The sequence below is a fragment of the Roseovarius litoreus genome (genome assembly GCF_900142765.1).
Classification (GTDB): domain Bacteria; phylum Pseudomonadota; class Alphaproteobacteria; order Rhodobacterales; family Rhodobacteraceae; genus Roseovarius; species Roseovarius litoreus.
Window position 1 is genome coordinate 1 of record NZ_FRCB01000014.1, and the last position, 19,591, is coordinate 19,591.

General features: G+C 61.7%; 20 protein-coding genes, 2 tRNA genes and 1 pseudogene. 13 read left to right on the plus strand and 10 right to left on the minus strand.

All coding sequences use genetic code 11. From position 1 onward, the window contains the following. The 4 genes and pseudogenes from F3H35_RS17780 to F3H35_RS17800 all read left to right on the plus strand — a co-directional run. The coding region (locus F3H35_RS17780; RefSeq protein ID WP_188130030.1) for a carboxymuconolactone decarboxylase family protein at window positions 1-156 on the plus strand (156 nt) is incomplete at its 5' end. 169 nt (window positions 157-325) lie between these two features. Further along, window positions 326-442 (plus strand): annotated as a pseudogene (locus F3H35_RS19080) (transposase); the annotation flags it as partial. Between the two features lie 89 nt (window positions 443-531). Continuing rightward, window positions 532-1,152, plus strand: a complete 621-nt coding sequence (locus tag F3H35_RS17790) for a hypothetical protein (protein WP_149780884.1) — start codon at window positions 532-534, stop codon at window positions 1,150-1,152. Between the two features lie 367 nt (window positions 1,153-1,519). Continuing rightward, entirely contained in the window at window positions 1,520-2,596 is a 1,077-nt protein-coding gene (locus tag F3H35_RS17800; RefSeq protein ID WP_149780886.1) for a tyrosine-type recombinase/integrase, read from the plus strand. 56 nt (window positions 2,597-2,652) lie between these two features. Here F3H35_RS17800 and F3H35_RS17805 read toward each other — a convergent pair. The 9 genes from F3H35_RS17805 to F3H35_RS17845 form a co-directional block, all read right to left on the minus strand. Next, a tRNA-Phe gene (locus F3H35_RS17805) sits at window positions 2,653-2,727 on the minus strand. 78 nt (window positions 2,728-2,805) lie between these two features. After that, window positions 2,806-2,988 (minus strand): DNA gyrase inhibitor YacG, encoded by a 183-nt coding sequence (locus F3H35_RS17810; RefSeq protein ID WP_007813034.1) that lies wholly within the window; start codon window positions 2,986-2,988, stop codon window positions 2,806-2,808. After that, window positions 2,985-4,010, minus strand: a complete 1,026-nt coding sequence (locus F3H35_RS17815; protein ID WP_149780887.1) for a ribonuclease E/G — start codon at window positions 4,008-4,010, stop codon at window positions 2,985-2,987. The genes F3H35_RS17810 and F3H35_RS17815 overlap by 4 nt, the downstream gene beginning before the upstream one ends. Beyond that, window positions 4,007-4,588 (minus strand): Maf family protein, encoded by a 582-nt coding sequence (locus tag F3H35_RS17820; RefSeq protein WP_149780888.1) that lies wholly within the window; start codon window positions 4,586-4,588, stop codon window positions 4,007-4,009. The genes F3H35_RS17815 and F3H35_RS17820 overlap by 4 nt, the downstream gene beginning before the upstream one ends. 12 nt (window positions 4,589-4,600) lie before the next feature. After that, a complete protein-coding gene (infA, locus tag F3H35_RS17825) occupies window positions 4,601-4,819 on the minus strand; it encodes a translation initiation factor IF-1 (RefSeq protein WP_005978431.1) in 219 nt (72 codons plus the stop codon). Between the two features lie 82 nt (window positions 4,820-4,901). Then, window positions 4,902-5,786: a carbon-nitrogen hydrolase family protein gene (locus F3H35_RS17830; RefSeq protein ID WP_149780914.1), complete on the minus strand. Its 885-nt coding sequence runs from the start codon at window positions 5,784-5,786 to the stop codon at window positions 4,902-4,904. Window positions 5,787-5,840: 54 nt separating this feature from the next. Then, window positions 5,841-7,637, minus strand: a complete 1,797-nt coding sequence (locus tag F3H35_RS17835) for an ABC transporter transmembrane domain-containing protein (RefSeq protein WP_149780889.1) — start codon at window positions 7,635-7,637, stop codon at window positions 5,841-5,843. Window positions 7,638-7,739: 102 nt separating this feature from the next. Further along, window positions 7,740-7,813 (minus strand) — tRNA-Gly (locus F3H35_RS17840). A gap of 346 nt (window positions 7,814-8,159) precedes the next feature. Further along, on the minus strand, window positions 8,160-8,795 hold the full coding sequence (locus tag F3H35_RS17845) for a glutathione S-transferase family protein (protein ID WP_149780890.1): 636 nt from the start codon (window positions 8,793-8,795) through the stop codon (window positions 8,160-8,162). 131 nt (window positions 8,796-8,926) lie between these two features. Here F3H35_RS17845 and F3H35_RS17850 point away from each other — a divergent pair, with 131 nt between their 5' ends. The 4 genes from F3H35_RS17850 to F3H35_RS17865 all read left to right on the plus strand — a co-directional run bounded on the left by F3H35_RS17850 (window position 8,927) and on the right by F3H35_RS17865 (window position 13,161). Then, window positions 8,927-9,901, plus strand: coding sequence for a quinone oxidoreductase family protein (locus F3H35_RS17850; protein WP_149780891.1), 975 nt, complete (start codon window positions 8,927-8,929; stop codon window positions 9,899-9,901). A gap of 120 nt (window positions 9,902-10,021) precedes the next feature. Next, window positions 10,022-11,098, plus strand: a complete 1,077-nt coding sequence (locus tag F3H35_RS17855) for a PLP-dependent cysteine synthase family protein (RefSeq protein ID WP_149780892.1) — start codon at window positions 10,022-10,024, stop codon at window positions 11,096-11,098. Between the two features lie 55 nt (window positions 11,099-11,153). Further along, entirely contained in the window at window positions 11,154-11,948 is a 795-nt protein-coding gene (locus F3H35_RS17860) for an HAD-IIB family hydrolase (protein ID WP_149780893.1), read from the plus strand. Next, the gene (locus F3H35_RS17865) at window positions 11,941-13,161 is read left to right on the plus strand and encodes a glycosyltransferase family protein (protein ID WP_149780894.1); all 1,221 of its coding nucleotides are present in this window, start codon (window positions 11,941-11,943) and stop codon (window positions 13,159-13,161) included. Before F3H35_RS17860 ends, F3H35_RS17865 begins: the two co-directional genes overlap by 8 nt. 9 nt (window positions 13,162-13,170) lie before the next feature. On the opposite strand, the gene F3H35_RS17870 is transcribed toward F3H35_RS17865, so the two are convergent. Beyond that, entirely contained in the window at window positions 13,171-14,916 is a 1,746-nt protein-coding gene (locus tag F3H35_RS17870; RefSeq protein ID WP_149780895.1) for a sugar phosphorylase, read from the minus strand. Window positions 14,917-15,195: 279 nt separating this feature from the next. On the opposite strand from F3H35_RS17870, the gene F3H35_RS17875 reads away from it, so the two are divergent. The 5 genes from F3H35_RS17875 to F3H35_RS17895 all read left to right on the plus strand — a co-directional run bounded on the left by F3H35_RS17875 (window position 15,196) and on the right by F3H35_RS17895 (window position 19,565). Next, window positions 15,196-16,059, plus strand: a complete 864-nt coding sequence (locus F3H35_RS17875; protein ID WP_149780896.1) for an FAD binding domain-containing protein — start codon at window positions 15,196-15,198, stop codon at window positions 16,057-16,059. Next, on the plus strand, window positions 16,056-16,535 hold the full coding sequence (locus F3H35_RS17880; protein WP_149780897.1) for a (2Fe-2S)-binding protein: 480 nt from the start codon (window positions 16,056-16,058) through the stop codon (window positions 16,533-16,535). The genes F3H35_RS17875 and F3H35_RS17880 overlap by 4 nt, the downstream gene beginning before the upstream one ends. Beyond that, entirely contained in the window at window positions 16,535-18,790 is a 2,256-nt protein-coding gene (locus F3H35_RS17885; protein WP_149780898.1) for a xanthine dehydrogenase family protein molybdopterin-binding subunit, read from the plus strand. The genes F3H35_RS17880 and F3H35_RS17885 overlap by 1 nt, the downstream gene beginning before the upstream one ends. A gap of 6 nt (window positions 18,791-18,796) precedes the next feature. Further along, window positions 18,797-19,042, plus strand: a complete 246-nt coding sequence (locus tag F3H35_RS17890; protein ID WP_149780899.1) for a MoaD/ThiS family protein — start codon at window positions 18,797-18,799, stop codon at window positions 19,040-19,042. Between the two features lie 76 nt (window positions 19,043-19,118). Further along, complete coding sequence (locus tag F3H35_RS17895) at window positions 19,119-19,565, plus strand: NUDIX hydrolase (RefSeq protein WP_188130031.1); 447 nt, start codon at window positions 19,119-19,121, stop codon at window positions 19,563-19,565. Window positions 19,566-19,591 lie beyond the last annotated feature (26 nt).

Sequence of the window (19,591 nt, forward strand, 5' to 3'; positions counted from 1 at the left end):
GAGTGGGAAACACACTGCCGCGGCGCCCTCAACAACGGCGTCACCCAGGACGAAATCCGCGCGATCATTCACGTGATCGGCATCTACTGTGGCGTGCCCCAGGCGCTCGAGTGCTTTCGGATAGCGCGCAAGGTCCTGTCCGAGCAGCCCGCATAAAACATCCGCTCCAAGCCAAGAACTGCCAGCCATCCGGCTTCTTTCGTTTTCAAGCCATTCTGTAGTGCTCCAAAATACGGGATAATCCTACGGGATGCTGACAGCCGGACGGTCAAGAGTGAGCTATCGAGCCGCCATTGGTTCAAGCCCAGTGCCCAACGCAGCCTAAGTCGCCCTCGGCGTCACCCGTGATAACCATCGTGAGGTTCTGGGCCTGTGAATCGCCGAGAACGAGGGGGCGAGGTTCTGGCTGTCGATGATGAACGAGCTGAAAAATCGCGGCGTATGCCCCGTTGGACCACGACGCCCAAATGATAAATACAATTACTAATAAATTCGTTGACACCCCCTAAGTGTGTGATGCACAATTAGAGAATGAAATCCGGTCAGTTAATAAAAGTCGTTTCGAATGCGCTTGGCATTGAACAGGCGACTGTTCGTTTTGTTGCGCGCAGACTTCGTGAAGCCGGCCTCCTAACGACAGGTGCACGTGGTGTGAACGCACCCGACATGACAAAGCGCGATGCAGCAAGGCTTACGCTTGCTCTAATGACGGGCGCTCCACCAAATCGTGTAGTCGAAACTTTCAAGATTTTCCGTCAATTCCAGAATGATGAGTTCGACCAGATAGAAGCTGCAAGCTTAATTCAGCTTCTCGGGTTTGAACGAGAAAATACCGCCGAAGACTTCCTGGTTTACTTAATTGATTTAGTATGCTCGGGGCCGGATCGTGCAGAACTCGGTGAGAAAATCGCTGGAGTAAGATACATCGTCCATGAAAAACCAGCTTATGTGATCGTTAAGGGCGTGGGTTTGGAGATATACTTCACGCCACTTCATCTTACCAAAATGAACGAAATAAAATCCAAAGGGGACATGACCGCATGGTCTAGGTCAGGGTTTGCAGGCCTATTTGATATGGAGGGCATGCATGTCATGCGCGAGATTTCGTATGGAGAAATCGAGGCTATTGCATCTGAGTTTGGAGCGAAGTGATGCTTGGCGCCCTCGCGGAAAGTAACCTGCCACAATTAGTGTTAATTAGACCTTTCAAAAAATTGGTACCGGAAGGCCCTTTTTTTCGAACTCTATAGACCTGTCGAGCGTAAAGGAGGGAGACGCTAGCAGTGGCCAACGCTAACCTGACAATTAACGTTAATGAAAAGCGGATGCTGAAACAGTCTGAGGCCGCAGTCTATACAGGTTTGCCCCTTAAGCACTTCAAGGCAACGTGTCCCGTCCCGCCAATAGAAATCCGCCCAGGCACGATCCTTTGGGACAAGCGCGACTTGGACAATTGGATTGATGCAATGAAAGAAGGAGCTGAGATGGCGACGCAGGACGTCATTCTTGGAAAGTTATAATGACGCGGGTTAAGGTAAAAGGCTTCAAGATATTCGATGACCGGCATGGGAAAGCCCGTTGCTACCATCGAGCCACTGGCCACAAGATTGACTTGGAGAAAACTCCACTGGGATCCGCTGGGTTTTTCGCGGAATGTGCCCGTATTTCGGCCATTGCTGAGGCGCGGAAAGCGCAAGCCCTTAAGCCCGGAACGCTTGGCGGGTTAATCAAGGCCTATTTCCAGACTGAGCACTTTGGCAATCTTGCGGATGCAACGAAGCGAGACTATCGCAAGTGTGCTGACTTCCTGCACCCGATCCGCGACACGCCCGTTTCCGTAATCACGACACCCCTTGTGTCGGCAATCCATGACAAGGCGGCGGGAAAGATCGGCTGGCGGCGGGCAAACATGGTCCGCACCTTCCTGAGCCAAGTTTTTCGCCACGCCATACCGCGCGGCCTGATCGACCAAGACTATGCGACGGGCGTCATTCCGAAACCGCGCCCGAAAGATCGACCCTATGCCAATCGGCCTTGGTCAATCGAGGAACGCAGCGTTGTTCTGGATCGAGCTGCCCCCCACGTCCGTGTGGCGGTCGCGCTAATTATGAACACTGGCCTTGATCCGTCCGACGCACTCAAGCTGACCCGTCGCCAAATCGACGGCAAGACGATCTGGGGCGTCCGAGGCAAGACGGGGCATGAGGTCGCCATTCCTATCTCCCCGACGCTGCAAGCGGCTCTGGACGCCGCACCAGCCCACGACGCGGTGACAATCCTCGCCACATCAACCGGGAAGCCTTGGACCTACAACGGCTTTTCGACGGTATGGCACCGCTTAAAGAAAAAGCTGGAAGCCGAGGAAGCGGTTCAACCAGGCCTGACCCTCAAAGGGCTGCGGCATACCGTGGCCACAACGCTCCGCGAGGCGGGACTTGAGGAACGCCAGATTGCGGACCTACTGGGGCAGAAAACCCTGGCAATGGCTCGCCACTATTCACGGTCCGCCAACCTTGCGGACCGCAATCGGATCACGATGGAAACACTAGAAAAGGAGAACGAACGCCGATCAAAAATTGTCAAACCCATCAAATAAACTGTCAAACCCTGAGAGTCTCAAGAATGAATATCGATAAATATCAAGCGTTTGAATGGTGCCCGGGGGCGGAATCGAACCACCGACACGAGGATTTTCAATCCACTGCTCTACCCCTGAGCTACCCGGGCATGGGGAACGCATCAGCGTTCGGGTGCGCGTGTCTTAGGCGAGCGCGCACGGCGTGTCCAGAGGGATTGGCAAAATTTTCAATGTGGTTTCGCCCGCTCTTTTTCCGCCTCTTCGAAAGCGCGCTCGATATCTTCGGGGTCTTGGGACGGGACCGCATAATCACCCCCAAACCATTTCCCCAGATCCACATCCGCGCAGCGCTTCGAACAGAACGGACGAAAGCGTGTGTCGGTCGGCTTTTGACAGATCGGACAGGTCATTCGGCCACCTCGCTCAGAGCCATGCGGTCGCGTTTGCGCTGTAACTCGAAATGGCCCAGTGGGGTCCATCCGACAAGGGCCGTTTCGACACGGTCCGCCCGAAAAGCGGCGCGCAGCGTGGTTTCGAACTGCCGGCGATCCTTCTTGGGCATGGGCGCGGGATCAATCACGATTTGCCCACCAAGGCCGCGCAGGCGCAAGTGGCGCGGAAGCTCCTTTGCAGCGGCAAGATTGGCCTTGAAGCCCGATGCCGGCGACATGTCACCACCGGTGTTCACATCCACCGCGATCAGGGCGCGGGTCGGCTCGATCACCATGGACGCCCCGCCCGAAAGCGGACAGTCCGGCTGACGCAAAGCCTCGATCTGATCAAGCACGCCATGCGCGGCGAAACTTCCCGGCGTCGTGTCCAGCTCGGCCGCATCCGTCCACTCGCGCCATGCCAGCAGATGCGGCCCGTCCCCTTCGGTCAGCTTTTCCGGCCCGGCGCCCTCGGCATCCTCGGCCACGGCTTGCGCCAGATCATGCATGGCGCGGATATCATCGGCGATGTCGTCATCGCTGGCCTCGGCGCAGGAGGATCGCAGGATCAGGCCCATCTCGGCCCCCGCCATCTCGGCATGGGCGATGGCCAGAAGTGCATCACGCCGATCCTCGTCGCGAATGCTGCGCGACACGTTCAGCCCGGGCGCGTCAGGCGTGACGATGGCGTAGCGGCTTTTGTACAACAACCTGGAGGTCACCGGCAGGGCCTTGCCCGGCTCGGGTTGGCCGGTGACCTGAACCAGAACGGCCTGACCGGGGCGCAGCCCGCTCACCTGACGCAGAAACCCCATGCCATCGGTGGTGCGGACAAAGACGCCTCCCTGCCCCTTGACCGGACGATCCACCACAGCGCGGTAGATCGCGCCTGTCCTTACTCCTTCACTGTCGAGAAACAGATCCTCCAGCCGCCCATCGACCATCAGGGCCGCCGCCTCATGGCCGTTCAGATCATCCAGCACAATCAGCCGGCCCTTCATGCTGTCCATCCTCCGAATACAGGGTAGCCCGCAGCCTGCAGCAGGCTTGCGGTCTCATAAAGCGGCAGACCCACCACCGCCGTGAACGAGCCTTCGATCCAGGGAATCAAGGCGCCGGCCGGTCCCTGAATGCCATAACCGCCCGCCTTGCCCTGCCAATCGCCAGTCGCCAGATAGGCGTTGAGTTCCTGATCCGACAGGCGCTTCATCCGGACGCTGGTCACCACATCCCGTTCCCAGAGCCGCTCCCCCCGGCGCACCGCGACGGCGGTGATCACCTTGTGCCGGCGACCGGACATGGCCAGCAGGAACTCCGCCGCCTCTGCGGCCGTCGCGGGCTTGCCCATGATCCGGCGGCCAAGGGCCACCGTTGTATCCGCAGACAGAACGATATCCCCGGCATCCGCAACCACGGCCATCGCCTTTTCACGCGCCATGCGCGCGCAATAGGGGCGGGGCAATTCCTGTTTGCGTGGGGTTTCATCTATGTCGGGCGGGCGGATGTCATCCGCCACCACCCCGATCTGAGCCAGCAGCTCCCGCCTGCGCGGGCTGCCGGATCCGAGGATCAAACGCATTCAGTCAAAAGCTTACTTGAAGCGATAGTTGATCCGACCCTTGGTCAGATCATAGGGCGTCATTTCCACCTGAACCTTGTCGCCCGCAAGAACGCGGATGCGGTTCTTGCGCATCTTGCCTGCCGTATGCGCGATGATCTCATGGCCGTTTTCAAGCTCGACCCGAAACGTCGCGTTAGGCAGGAGTTCCTTCACGACACCGGGGAATTCGAGCGTATCTTCCTTGGCCATGATATCTCCTTCGTTATGGAATCCGCCTGTGTGCGGACCGCGCCTTAAATGGGGCCATTCGCCGTGTTTTTCAAGCTTATAATCAACGCAGGCTCAGGTTTATGGCTTTCTCGGCGCGTTCCGGCTGCTCTGTCCAGTGCGCGCGGTTGAGCACGACGCCTTCGACCCGCACAGCCGCGACAGCCGCGGGCCTGATCTCTGCAAAGGTCCAGCCGGGTTTGTTCAACACACCCTCGGCAATCACGCCTGTTGGCGGAAACCCGGTGTCCGGCGGGCCGAAAATACCGCCCATGCCCGTGTTTTCATCCACCGCAGGGCACCAGGCGGCATCGCCCACGGTCGAGGCCATGGCCACGACACATTGCGTCTCGAGCGCCCGCGCCATGGCCCCTATGCGCACCCTTGAATAGCCCGCCAGCGCCTCGGTGCAGGACGGGGCAAGGATCACATCGGCATCCGACAGGGCACGCGCCAAAAGCGGAAATTCCACGTCATAGCAAATCAGGATACCGATCCGGCCAAGGGCTGTGTCGAACAGCCGCAAAGGGCCACCGGGGATCACGTCCCAGTCTTCGCGCTCGAAACGGGTCATGATCTGCTTGTCCTGAACCCCGCAGCCCCCCTGCGGCGTGAACAGCCTGGCCCGGTTGACCGGCCTTGTGCCGTGATCCAGATCGAAAACGGGGGCCGAGGCGGCGCAGATATGCACCCCGTAGCGTGCCGCCAACTCGGAATGCAGGTTGTCCACCTCCGGCAACCAGCGCGACACCGCATGCAGGGAGCGTTCCAGATCGCCCGCAGCTTCCGGGCCGTCCAGAATCGCCAGTTCCATCGCGCCATATTCCGGAAAAACCAGCAGGTCTGCGCCCTGCCCTGCGGCGTCGGCCACCCATTCCTCCAGCTTGGCGGCATACGCGTCCCAGGTCTGCACGGGATCAAGCGGATAGGCCGCTGTCGCGATCTTCATCATCTGGTTCCCTTCACAACCTGCCCGGCGGGATCACACCCTGCCGCACCCCGCTCAGGCCGCTTGACCATCGGTGAATTGCAGCCGCGCGAGACGCGCGTAAAGCCCGTCTTCCGCCACCAAGGCCTCATGCGTGCCCTGAGCCACGATACGGCCTTTGTCCATCACGATGATACGGTCAGCCTTTTTCACCGTGGCAAGACGGTGCGCCACGATGATCGTGGTCCTTGTGCGCGCCATCGCCTCGACCGCCGTTTGCACCGCACGCTCGCTTTCCGCATCAAGCGCCGAGGTCGCCTCGTCCAGCAACAGCACCGGAGCATCTCGCAGGATGGCGCGCGCAATCGCGATGCGTTGTTTCTGCCCGCCGGACAGCATGACGCCACGTTCGCCCACATAGGTATCATAGCCGTCCGGCAGGGCCGCTATGAAATCATGTGCCGCCGCTGCGCGCGCGGCCTCTTCGACCTCGGCATCGGTGGCATCCAGACGGCCGAAGCGAATGTTTTCGCGCGCCGAGGCAGCAAAGATGATCGGGTCTTGCGGCACCAGTGCCATGTCCTGCCGGAAATCCCGGCGCTCCATGTCGGCAAGGGAAATCCCGTCCAGCAGGACACGTCCCTGATCCGGGTCATAAAAGCGCTGGATCATCTGGATCACGCTCGTTTTTCCCGCCCCCGACGGTCCGACCAGAGCGATCGTCTCGCCGGCGGCAACCTTCAGATCGAAACCGTCAAGCGCCGGGGTTTCGCGGCGCGACGGATAGGCGAATCGCACATTCTCGAAGCTGATCTCACCACGCACCGGGCGCGGCAGGGCAACGGGGTTGGCAGGGTCGTTCACATGATCTTCCGCCTGCAGCAATTCAACCAGCCGTTCCGTGGCACCTGCGGCCCGCTGCAACTCGCCGTAAATCTCGGACAGGGCCGCCACGGCGCCCGCCACCATGACCGAATAGATCACGAACTGAACCAGCGAACCGGGCGTCATGTCCCCTGAGCGCATGTCATTCGCACCGATCCACAGGACGCCGACAATGCCGGTGAACACGAGGAAGATCACGATCATCGTCATGGCCGCACGCACCATGATGCGCCGACGGGCCGCGTCGAAACTTTCCTCGGTCACATCGGCAAAACGTCCGCGGCTGGCATCTTCGTGGGTAAAGGCCTGCACGGTCTGAACCGACAAAAGCGCCTCGGATGCATTGCCCGAACTGTTGGCGATCCAATCCTGATTTTCCCGGCTCAGCTTGCGCAGCTTGCGGCCCATGGTCAGGATCGGCACGATCACAAGCGGCACGATCAGCAGCACCATTCCGGTCAGTTTGGCCGAGGTCAGCATCATGAAGATCAGACCGCCGACAAAAATCAGCAGATTGCGCAGCGCGATCGACACAGACGACCCGATCACCGACAGGATGAGCGTCGTATCGGTGGTGATCCGGCTCAGAACCTCGCCGGTCATGATCTTTTCGAAAAAGGCAGGGCTCATTCCGATCACCCGATCGAACACCGCCTTGCGGATGTCGGCCACCACACGTTCGCCCAACCGCGTAACCAGCGCATAGCGCAGCCCCGTGCCGATCGCCAGCAATGCGGCAATACCAAGCGAGGCCATGAAATAAAGGTCCAGAAGGCCGCTGTCTTCCACCCCGAAATTGTCGATCACCCGGCGCACCGCCAATGGCAACGCCAGCGACACCATCGCCGTCAGAACCAGCGCAAGAAGGGCCGCGCCCAGAAGTGTTTTGTAGGGCTTGAGAAATGGCCAAAGCTCGCCAAGCGCACCCATGTCCTTGGACTTGTCACGCTCCAGCATATCGGCGCCATTTTCAGCTTTGCGCACCATCTTCCATTCCCTTGACCTTTACGGTCACGTTACTTGGCCGGGGAGGCGCGTGGGGTCAAGGGGCCAGATTTGCCGCAGGTGCAAACAGATGTCCCGATAAGCTGGAGCGGGCGGCGGGAATCGAACCCGCATCTCTTGCTTGGAAGGCAAGGGTCTTACCATTACACAACGCCCGCTCGGCAAGGCCGAGGCATATTCCAAGCTGCGGCAAGGGTCAAGCAGTCGAGATCAATTCACGGATCCGACCCGGCGCAGACGCGCGCAGACCGGGCCGCTTGGCGCCGCTTTCGCGAAAAAAGGGCCGGCTCGAGTAAGCCGGCCAGTCTAACAGGGAGGTAGGAGGCATGCGCCCCCTAAGCCTATGTATAGCACATTTGCCGCTAAACGTGTGTGCCCGGCAAAAATCCCTGCCGACATGTGCCCTTGCTGCATCATGCAGGCATCTTGGCCGGGAAAGGAAAGACTACAAAAGGCAAGACCAGCCGCGCGCGTGGCAATCACGCGCGCGGCTCTGGAAGGGCCTTACCCAAGATCCGGCTCCGTCGATCCGAAAGCGGCAACCTCCTGCATCGCGCTCCACCACTCGGAAACACCCGGAACGCTCAGAAGCGTCTCGGCATCCGGCGTCAGGGAGACATAGAACATGATGGGCGCAAGGAAGTAGTCGGCCAATGTCGGCTGATCGCTGGCAAGCCATTTGGCATCGCCCTTGTTGGCCATCAGCAGCGACAGCAGCGTCTTTGACTTCGCGATGCAATCAGCGCGCGCATCCTCGTTCTGGCCGCCGATGAAATCGGGAAACAGATGATATCCCGCAACCCCGACCAACGCGCCATAACCATAGGAATTGATCAGGCTGATGGCCTCATTCATCACCGCGCGGTGCCGGGGATCGGCCGGGATCAAGGCCGGTTCGGGGCGCGTCTCCTCGATATATCGGCAGATCGCATCCGTTTCGCGAATCCGGATCCCGTCGATATCGAGCACCGGAACCTTGCCGAACGGATGGCGGGCCAGATGCTCGGGCTTGTGCGGCTCACCCGCCAGCACATTGATCTGATCCTGCTGGTACTCCATGCCCTTGTCGGCCAGAACCATCTTCACCGTACGCACATAAGTGGACCCGTCGAAACCGTATAATCTCGTCTCGTGTGCCATGACATCCTCCTGTGACTTTGCCGAGTGCCGATTGCGTTCAACACATTGCCATTCGCGACATAGTGCACTTAACTCCGGCGGGAATGGCGGGACGATCTCCGCCGCATCACCCCAAGGAAGAGAGAATACATATGTCGCGCAGCATTGTCATTGAACAGGCCGGTGGTCCGGAAAACCTGAAACTCGTCGAAACCGAGGTCGGCGCGCCCGGCCCCGGTGAAATCCGGATCGCGCACAAGGCCTGCGGCCTCAACTTCATCGACGTCTATCAGCGCACCGGTCTTTATCCGCTGACCTTGCCCCATGCGCTCGGCATGGAAGCCGCCGGCATCGTCGAGGCCGTGGGCGAGGGGGTCACCCATCTCAAGCCGGGCGATCGCGCCGCCTATGCCGCGACACCGCCCGGCGCCTATTGCGATGCCCGTGTCATGCCCGCAGCACAGGTCTGCCCCCTGCCCGACGCGATCTCGTTCGAGGATGCCGCCGCGATCATGCTGCAGGGCATGACCGTGGAATACCTCTTTCACCGTGTCTGGCCTCTGAAAGCCGGGGACAAGGTTCTGTTCCACGCCGCCGCCGGTGGCGTCGGTCTGATGGCCTGCCAATGGGCGCGCTCCGAAGGGATCGAGCTGATCGGCACCGCGGGCACCGACGAGAAATGCCAGTTGGCACTCGAAAACGGCGCCACCTCCTGCATCAATTACCGCGATCAGGATTTCGTCGCCAAGGTCAAGGAACTCACCGATGGCAAAGGTGTCGATGTGGTGATGGACGGCGTGGGCAAGGACACGTTCACCGCGTCGCTTGATTGCCTCAAGCCGCTTGGCATGATGATGTCCTTCGGCAATGCCTCAGGTCCTGTCGAACCCGTCAGCCTGCTGACCCTTGCTGCCAAGGGCTCGCTCAAACTGACCCGCACCACCCTGTTCACCTTCCTCGCGGACCATGAGCGCTGTCAGGACATGGCCCGCCATCTGTTTTCCAAGGTCGAAAGCGGAGCGGTCAAGGTCAATATCGGTCAGACCTTCCCGCTGGAGCGGATCTCGGACGCGCATCGCGCCCTCGAAGGACGGCAGACAACCGGCTCGACGATCATCACGCTTTGACCGGGCGCAGCGCGGCGTGATCCATGTTAAGCTGCCGGTTCGCGGGTCTCGCGGACCGGCGGCATCGCATTGCCGCACCGCCTGCCACGGCTACATTTTTGCGAAGGGGAGAGACATACCATGACGATCAGACGCACCGAAGGACGGGGGCAGCGCTATGACAGCATTCTGGACACCGTGGGAAACACGCCCGTCATCCGCATCAACCGCATCGCACCGAAAAACGTCACCGTCTACGTCAAGTTCGAAGCCTTCAATCCCGCAGGCTCCGTCAAGGACAGGCTGGCGCTGAACATCATCGAGGCCGCCGAGGCCGATGGCCGCCTCAAACCCGGTCAGACCGTGGTCGAGGCGACATCGGGCAATACCGGCATCGGGCTTGCCATGGTCTGCGCCGCCAAAGGCTATCCTCTGGTGGTCACAATGGCAGAAAGCTTTTCGGTCGAGCGCCGCAAGTTGATGCGGTTTCTGGGCGCCAAGGTCGTGCTGACCCCCAAGGCGCTGAAGGGCTTCGGCATGTATTCCAAGGCCAAGGAACTGGCCGAGGAAAACGGCTGGTTCCTCGCCAGCCAATTCGAGACCCCCGACAACGCCGCGATTCATGAGGCCACCACCGCCCGCGAGATCATCAACGATTTTCAGGGCGCGCGGCTCGATTACTGGATCACCGGCTATGGCACCGGCGGCACCGTGTCGGGCGTGTCGCGGGTTCTCAGACGCGAACGCCCCGAGACCAAGATCATCCTCAGCGAACCGGCCAATGCCGCGCTGATCGCCTCGGGCTATGTCAACACCCGCAACGAGGCGCATCAGCCCACCGAAAGCCATCCCTCGTTCCAGCCGCATCCGATCCAGGGCTGGACGCCTGATTTCATCCCCTATGTCCTGCAAGAAGCGATCGACAAGCAGAATTACGACTCGCTCGTCCCGGTCGCCGGTGCCGACGGCATCGCATGGTCCAAACGCCTTGCCGCCGAAGAAGGCATCTTTACCGGCATCTCGGGTGGCTCGACCTTCGCCGTGGCGATGGATCTGGCAAAGACCGCGCCCGACGGGTCGGTGATGCTGGTCATGCTGCCCGATACCGGCGAGCGGTATTTGTCGACGCCCCTTTTCGATGGCGTCATCGAAGAGATGTCCGACGAAGAATGGGAGATTTCGCGCTCTACCCCGACGGCACAGATGTCGTCCGACTGACGCCTTGTCCCGCTTGGGTCTCGCACTTGGTCGGGAAGTGGTCTAAAGTTCGGAAATGGGTCACGCAGCTGACATCGTTGTTTTTTCCGATCTCGATGGAACATTGCTGGATCATCAGGATTATTCCTGGGGTCCGGCCCTGCCCGCCCTGAACCTTTTGCACGATCTGGGCGCCGGCCTCGTGCTGGCCACCAGCAAGACAGCCGCCGAGGTATGTGGCCTTCGTGACGCCATCGGATTTCCCGACTGGCCCGCCATCGTCGAAAATGGCGGCGGGCTGCTCGCCGGGGGGCAGACCGACACGCCCGATGCAGGGATCTACCTTCAAATCCGCGCGGTCCTCGCCGATCTGCCGTCAGGGTTTCGCGGCTTCGGTGACATGACGACAACCGAGATCAGCCGCCTGACCGGGCTGCCCCCCGCCCAAGCCGCTCTGGCGCGCGACAGGCGGTTCAGCGAACCGGGGCTTTGGTCGGGCACCGAGCGGGATCTCCAGACCTTTCTCCATGCCGCGTCCGAGGCCGGATTGACCGCCCGTCGCGGTGGCCGGTTCCTGACCCTGTCCATGGGCGGCACCAAGGCCGACCGCATGGACGAGATCATCGCCACCTGCAACCCGGCCCATACCATCGCCCTTGGCGATGCGCCCAATGATCTGGAAATGTTGCAGAAAGCCGATTTCGGCGTGATCGTGAACAACCCCGCCGCCCCCGCAATTCCCCCGCTCCCGGGCGAAGCGCGCGGTCGTATAAGGCGGACGCAAAAGCAAGGCCCCGAAGGCTGGGCGCAGGCCGTGATGGCACTGCTGACCGAGTTGGGCAAGATCGGAGAGCGCAAGGCACATGGCTGATTTTCACCAGAACGGCAGCATCACGACACTGCACAACCTGCGCACCCGTACGCTAGACGATCTGACTTATGAGCTGACCGCCTGCGCCGAGACGCGCAAGATATCCCTGATCCTGCCATGCCTTTACTCCGAACTCGAAGGCCCCGCCCTGCCCGCGATCCTCGATGAGCTGTGCACGGTGCCCTATCTGCACCGCATCATCATCGGGCTGGACAAGGCCGACGAAGCCCAGTTTCGCCACGCGCAGACATTTTTCAGCCGCCTGCCGCAAAAGCATATGGTGATCTGGAACGACAGCCCCCGGATGCTCGCGCTCGGCCAGCGTCTCGATGCGCTTGGCCTTGCGCCGCAAGAGGCCGGCAAGGGCAAGAATGTCTGGGGCTGCATGGGCTACCTGATCGCCTGCGCGGACAGTGCGATCATGGCGATCCATGATTGCGATATCCTGACCTATAACCGCGAGATGCTGGCCCGGCTGGTCTATCCTGTGGCGCAACCGTCCTTTCCCTATCAGATGGCCAAGGGGTTCTATCCCCGCATCGACGGGCAGAAACTGAATGGCCGGGTGACACGGCTTCTGGTCAGCCCACTCCTGATCGCGCTCAAGAAGGTGGTGGGGGACCGCGATTACCTCGATTACCTGCGCAGCTTCCGCTATCCGCTGTCGGGCGAATTCGCGATGCGCACCTCGACCTTGCCCGATCTTCGCATCCCTTCAGATTGGGGTCTGGAAATCGGGGTGCTGTCAGAGGCGTGGCGCAACCTTGCACCGCAATCGGTCTGTCAGGTGGACATATCCGACGCCTATGACCACAAGCATCAGGAGCTGTCTCCCGAAGACGCCAATCGCGGCCTCAGCCGGATGTCCACGGATATCTGCAAGGCGATCTTCCGCAAACTGGCCTCGGACGGCACGGTGTTCACGCCCAATCTCTTCCGCACGCTCAAGGCGACCTATTACCGTCAGGCGCTCGACCTGCTGGAATGCTATTACAACGACGCCAAGATGAACGGCCTGTCTCTGGACCGTCACAAGGAAGAGAAATCGGTCGAACTTTTTGCCGAGAACATCATCCGCGCGGGTCAGATCTTTCTGGAAAACCCACATGAAAGCCCCTTCATCCCGACATGGAACAGGGTCCATTCCGCCGATCCCGATTTCCTGTCCGACCTGCTGCGCGCCGCCGCCGACGACGCGCAGGATTACCGCTGAACGCCACCCTCAGGCGCGGTTGGTGATCCACCGGCACTGATAGGGCGCAAACACGATCTCGGGTCCGGCCAGCGCGATCCGGTCCCCACTCAGGATATCCGTCCAGGTATCGTCCTCGATCAGGTTGATCGTGGACGGGCTGACCGCAACCGGCTGGTTGCTCACGTTGTGAATGGCAAAGATCGACTGGTTGCGATCAAGACTCTGACGCCACACCCCGAACAGCCGCTCATCCAGCGTCAGCGTGAACTGCGTGGCATTGGGATGGAACGCCGGTTGCCGCGACCGCAGCCGCAACCTCTCGGACATCCCCCGCATCACCTTGGACTGATCCGATGCCGGATCGCGCAGCAACTCGAGCAGCTCGGGATAATGCCAGCGATGCCGGTTGATCGCCCGGTTCATCCCGCGCCTCTCGACCGCCTCGTGATCGTTGCGGGTGGCCAGCAGCGAATGGATATAGAACGCCGGGATCCCCTCCAGCGACATCACGATAGTCTGTGAACACAGGAAACGGTCGATATGATGCCCGTCCTCGCCCTCGAAGGTGCGGCGCAAGGCATCGAACAACGCACAGTTCAGCTCGTAAGGCTCCTCGTGCCCATCCGGCAGCGCCCGCATCGACACGCGCCCGCCCGCCGCCTGCACCGTCTGGATCATCCGATCCTTTTCCTCGGCCGGCAAAACCCCTTCGGCGGGCCGCATCCCCACCCCGTCATGGCTGGCCGTGAAATTCAGATAGGCGCATCCCAGCTGCGCCGGCGGCATCGCCGATTGCCAGCGATGCAGATACCGCGCGCTCCCCGATTGCAGCGCATGCAGGATCAGCGGCGGCAGCGGAAAATTATAAACCGCATGCGCCTCGTTGCGGTTGCCGAAATAGCTCAGGTTCTCGGTGCGCGGCACGTTGGTTTCAGTCAGCAGCACGACCGTTTCGACCGCATGATCGCACAGCAGCCGCAAAAGCTGCACGATGGCGTGGGTCTGTGGCAGATGAATGCAGGGCGTGCCCGGCTCTTTCCACAAAAACGCCACCGCATCGAGCCTGAGGATCCGCACGCCCTTGTCGATATGCAGCCGGATGATCCGCAGCATTTCCACAAGCACCTCGGGATTGGCGAAATTCAGATCGACCTGATCGTGGCTGAAGGTGCACCAGACATGGCGATCGCCAGTGCGGGTCTCGATCTTCTGCAGCAGCGGGGTCGTCCTCGGGCGCACCACCATCGAGAGATCATCGGCCGGATCTCCTTCAAAGAAGAACCGGTCATAGGGCGCCTGCCCCTGCCGATAGGCGTTGAACCACGCCCCCTGGCTCGAGACATGGTTGAGCACCAGATCCGACATCAAATGAAACCGCGCGGCGATCCGTTCGATATCCGCCCAATCGCCAAGCTGCGAATTGACCGCCCGGTAATCGGTGACGGCAAACCCGTCATCCGAACTGAACGGAAAGAACGGCAGGATATGCACGCAATTGACCACGCCATCCAGATGATTGACCAGAAAATCCTGCAAAAGGTCCAATGGCTTGTGCTGACCGTCCCGGATCGTGTCGCCATAGGTGATGAGAACCGCATCCCGTTCCGACCACAAGCCGTTGCTCGGCGCGCGGGCGCGCCTGCGGCGCTGCGTACCCTCCGGCCAGAACGCCGTGATGATGGCATCCGCCAGCGCCCTGCTGTCTTCGCGCGGATAGATCGCACGAAGAAGCTCGTGCAGGCGTGCGTTGAACAATCTGGACGTCTGGATCACCCGGACATGGCTCCTGCTGCGTGTCGCCTTCTGCCTCAAGTGTTAGAACACCAGCCGGCCGGGGTCCATCTCAAGCGCCGGGATTGGGCCACAACTCCTGATTTCTGTTCATTTTTTGCCCACACCACCCGCTTCCATGCTGCGGCCTGCGCCGATCTGCAAGCGCAGCGGCACGTCACAACAACGATTGATGTGCCCTCGGGACAGAGTTACGCTTGGGCGGCATAACGAGTGACCCGTTTGATGCGCGCGCCCCAAAACGACCTCTGGAACCGGCCCATGCAATACCTGTCTCCCACCACCATTGACGACGCCATACGCCTGCTCTCGTCCCAAAGCGGAGACTGCAAGGTGCTCGCCGGCGGCACCGACCTGCTGGTCAGGATGCGCTCGGGCTTTGCCGAACCGGACAGCATTCTCGACATCAAGCGCATCGACGAGCTGCGCCGCATCTCCCGCGATGCGGGCGGCTGGCGCATCGGCGCTGCCGTGTCCGGGGCCGAAATGGGCGAACATGCCGATCTTGTCGCCGACTGGCCCGGCGTGGTCGAAGCGGTGAACCTGATCGGCTCCACCCAGATACAGGGCCGCGCGACGATGGCGGGCAACCTGTGCAACGCCTCGCCCGCAGCCGACAGCGTACCCGCGATGATCGCCGCAGGCGCCGTGGCGCGGATCGCGGGGCAAGACGGCCTGCGCGACATCCCGGTGGCCGATGTTCCAACCGGGCCGGGCAAGACATGCCTGTCCCCCGGAGAATTCGTCACCTCGATCTGGCTGCCGTCCCGCCCCGAGCGGTCCGGCGACGCCTATCTGCGATTCATCCCGCGGACCGAGATGGACATCGCCGTGGTGGGCTGTGCCGTGGCGCTGACGCTGGACGCGGGCGGCACCTGCACGGCAGCGCGCGTGTCGCTCGGGGCCGTGGCCCCCACGGCCATTCTGGTTGACGCCGCCGCCGACACCCTGATCGGCACGACGGTTGACGACACCGCACTCGACGCTCTGGCGCGCGCCTGTTCAGACGCGGCCAGGCCCATCGCCGACAAGCGCGGCACCGTGGAATTCCGCGTCCATGTGGCCGGAGTTCTGGCAAAACGCGCCGCGATCATCGCAAAGACCCGCGCCGGAGGTGCATCATGAGTAAGATCCACGTCACCACCACGATCAACGGCGATCCAGTGGAATATCTCTGCGATGCCGAAGAGACCCTTCTGGATGTGCTGCGCGATCATCTCGGACTGACCGGCTCGAAAGAAGGCTGCGGCACCGGCGATTGCGGGGCCTGCTCGGTCACCGTGGACGGGCGGCTTGTCTGCTCCTGCCTGATGCTGGGCGCCGAAGCGGCAGGCCGCGAGATCGGCACGATCGAAGGCATGGCCAAAGGCGATCAGCTTCATCCGCTGCAGCAGAAATTCATCGAACACGCGGCCCTGCAATGCGGGATCTGCACGCCGGGCATTCTTGTCGCGGCCAAATCCCTGCTCGACCACAACCCCGACCCGTCCGAGGAAGAAACGCGCTATTGGCTGGCCGGCAACCTGTGCCGCTGCACCGGCTATGACAAGATCATCCGCGCGGTTCTGGACGCGGCCAAGGACATGCGGGAGGCATCTTGATGGCACTCGATAGCAAGACCGACACCAAGCCACAGCAGTTCAAGGTCGTTGGCACACGCCCCTTGCGCCCCGACGGCATCGACAAGGTCACCGGGCGTGCGCGGTTCGGCGCAGACATGTCCGCGCCGGGAATGCTGGTGGGGCTGGTGCTGCGCAGCCCGCACCCTCATGCCCGGATCAGATCCATCGACACCTCCGCAGCCGAAGCCCTGACCGGCGTTCACGCCGTGGTGACCCGCGCCGATTTCGGACCGCCAAGCGATCCCGGGGTTGCGGATGTGCTCGACAATTGCATGGCAGGCGACAATGCGCTTTACGACGGTCATGCCGTCGCCGCCGTCGCCGCCATATCGGGCAAGGTGGCCCGGCAGGCGCTCAAGCTCATCAAGGTCGATTACCAGCCCTTGCCGCATGTCACCGATGTCGACGCGGCGATGGCACCCGATGCCCCGGCGCTGCACGAGGGCCGCGCCGATGAAACGGTTCCTGCCGGCATGTCGCCCAACGTGATGGCCCGTCACGAGTTCGGCCATGGCGATATCGACGCCGGCCTTTCGCAGGCCGACCGCGTGCTGGAACGCACCTACCGGACCGAGGCGACGCATCAGGGCTATATCGAACCGCATGCCTGCCTTGCCACGATGAACGCCGACGGTCAGGCCGATCTGTGGTGCTGCACCCAGGGTCACTACATGGTGCGCAACACCTGTGCCGCGATCCTCGGGATCGAACAGGGGCAATTGCGCGTCACCGCCTCCGAGATCGGCGGCGGCTTCGGCGGCAAGACCACCGTGTTTCTGGAACCCGTGGCGCTCAAGCTGTCGCAGAAATCCGGACGCCCGGTGAAAATGGTGATGTCGCGCTCCGAGGTGCTGCGCGCCACCGGCCCCACCGCCTCGAGCTCGATCGACGTGCGGATCGGCATGACCCGCGATGGCCGCATCACCGCCGGCTTCGCCGAACTGCGCTATCAGGGGGGCGCCTATCCCGGCTCTCCGGTGGACATGGGATCGATGTCGGCTTTCGCACCATATGACCTCGAAAACGTACGAACCGTAGGGTTTGACGTGGTCACAAATCGGCCCAAACAGGCCGCATATCGCGCCCCCGGCGCGCCAATGGCCGCATTTGCAGTGGAAAGCGCGATTGACGAACTGGCCCGCGGCTTCGGCCTCGACCCTTTAGAAGTCCGCCTCAAGAACGCCGCCCGCGAAGGCACCCGCGCGTCCTATGGTCCGACCTATCCGGCCATCGGGCTCGAGGCCACATTGCGTACCGCCAAGGATCATCCGCATTGGTCCGCTCCGCTTGGCCCCAATCAGGGGCGGGGCGTCGCCTGTGGGTTCTGGTTCAATTTCGGCGGCGATACCTGCGTTTCCCTGAATATCACGCCGGATGGCACCGTGACCCTGTCCGAAGGCAATCCCGATATCGGTGGCTCTCGCGCGTCGATGTCGATGATGGCCGCCGAAGAACTGGGCATTCCCTATGACAGGGTGCGCACCGTGATCGCCGACACAGGCTCGCTTGGTCAGAACGAGGTGACCGACGGCAGCCGGGTGACCTTCGCCGTGGGCCTTGCCACGATCGAGGCCGCCCGCGCCGCCAAGCGCGAGATGTGCAAACGTGCCGCACAGGTCTGGGGCATAGACGAAGACGCGGTGATCTGGGAAGACGGCGCCGCCCGCCCCGCTGGCCCCAACGCAGGCCAGCATCCGCCGATGTCCTTGGCCGAGATTGCGGCCATCGCCTCGAACACAGGCGGGCCGATCGCCGGGCATTTCGAAGTGAACGCCGAAGGCGCCGGCGTCAGCTTCGCCACACATATGGTCGATACCGAGGTCGATCCCGACACAGGCGCCGTCAAGATTTTGCGCTACACCGTGTTTCAGGACGCAGGCAAGGCGGTGCATCCGTCTTATGTCGAGGGCCAGTTTCAGGGCGGCGCCGTGCAGGGCATCGGTTGGGCGCTCAATGAGGCGTATATCTATGGCGAGGATGGCATCCTGCAGAATCCCGGTTTCCTGGATTACCGCATCCCCGTGGCATCAGACCTGCCGATGATCGACACGGTCATTCTGGAAATCCCCAATCCCGGTCACCCTTACGGCGTGCGCGGCGTTGGCGAAACCTCGATCGTGCCGCCGCTGGCGGCCGTCGCCAATTCGGTGTCGGACGCGGCAGGGGTTCGCATGACAAGCCTTCCGATGTCACCACCCAAGCTGCTGGCGGCGATCCGGTCCGGTCAGTCCTGACACGCCATGGTCAAGGTGCAGATCTTCGGCTCTCTGAAGGCGGCGACCGACGACAAGAGCGAGGTCGAGATCGATGCGTCGACCCTGCGGGAATTGCTGGATGCTCTGGCAGACCGCTATCCCGGAATGCGTCCGCAACTGGATCGCGGCGTGTCGGTCGCCATCGACGGACGGATCTACAACGACAGCTGGTTCACGCCGATCAAGGACGACAGCGAAGTTGTGCTGCTGGCGCGCCTCAAGGGCGGCTGACACGGTATCGCGCGCTGGCGTTTGCAGGCGCATTATGCGACGCAAGGCCAAGGATCAGGAAACGGAGAGCCCCCGCATGACCCCCAGATTCGGCACGCCCCCTGTGCGTCATCAGGCCTACCGACCGCGCCCCGGCGTCTATGCCATACTGCCAAGTGACGCAGGCCTTCTGCTGACCTTCCAAGAAGCGCCAGAACCCGAGTTGCAACTGCCGGGCGGCGGCATCGATCCCGGCGAGTCCCCCTTGCAAGCGCTGCACCGCGAGGTGCGCGAGGAAACCGGCTGGAAGATCGCCGGCGCCCGGCGGCTTGGCGTGTATCGCCGTTTCGCCTACATGCCGGAATATGACATCTGGGCGGAAAAGATCTGCACGATCTTCGTGGCCACGCCGGTCCTGCAGCTCTCGGAACCTACAGAACCGGGCCATAGCGTGATCTGGGCCTCAGCGGAGCAAGCCGCCGAGTTGTTGGCCAGTTCCGGCGATGCCGCTTTCGTTGCACGCCATATCCGAGACTTGCGCTGATTGCGCGCACTCGACCGTGACCGTCG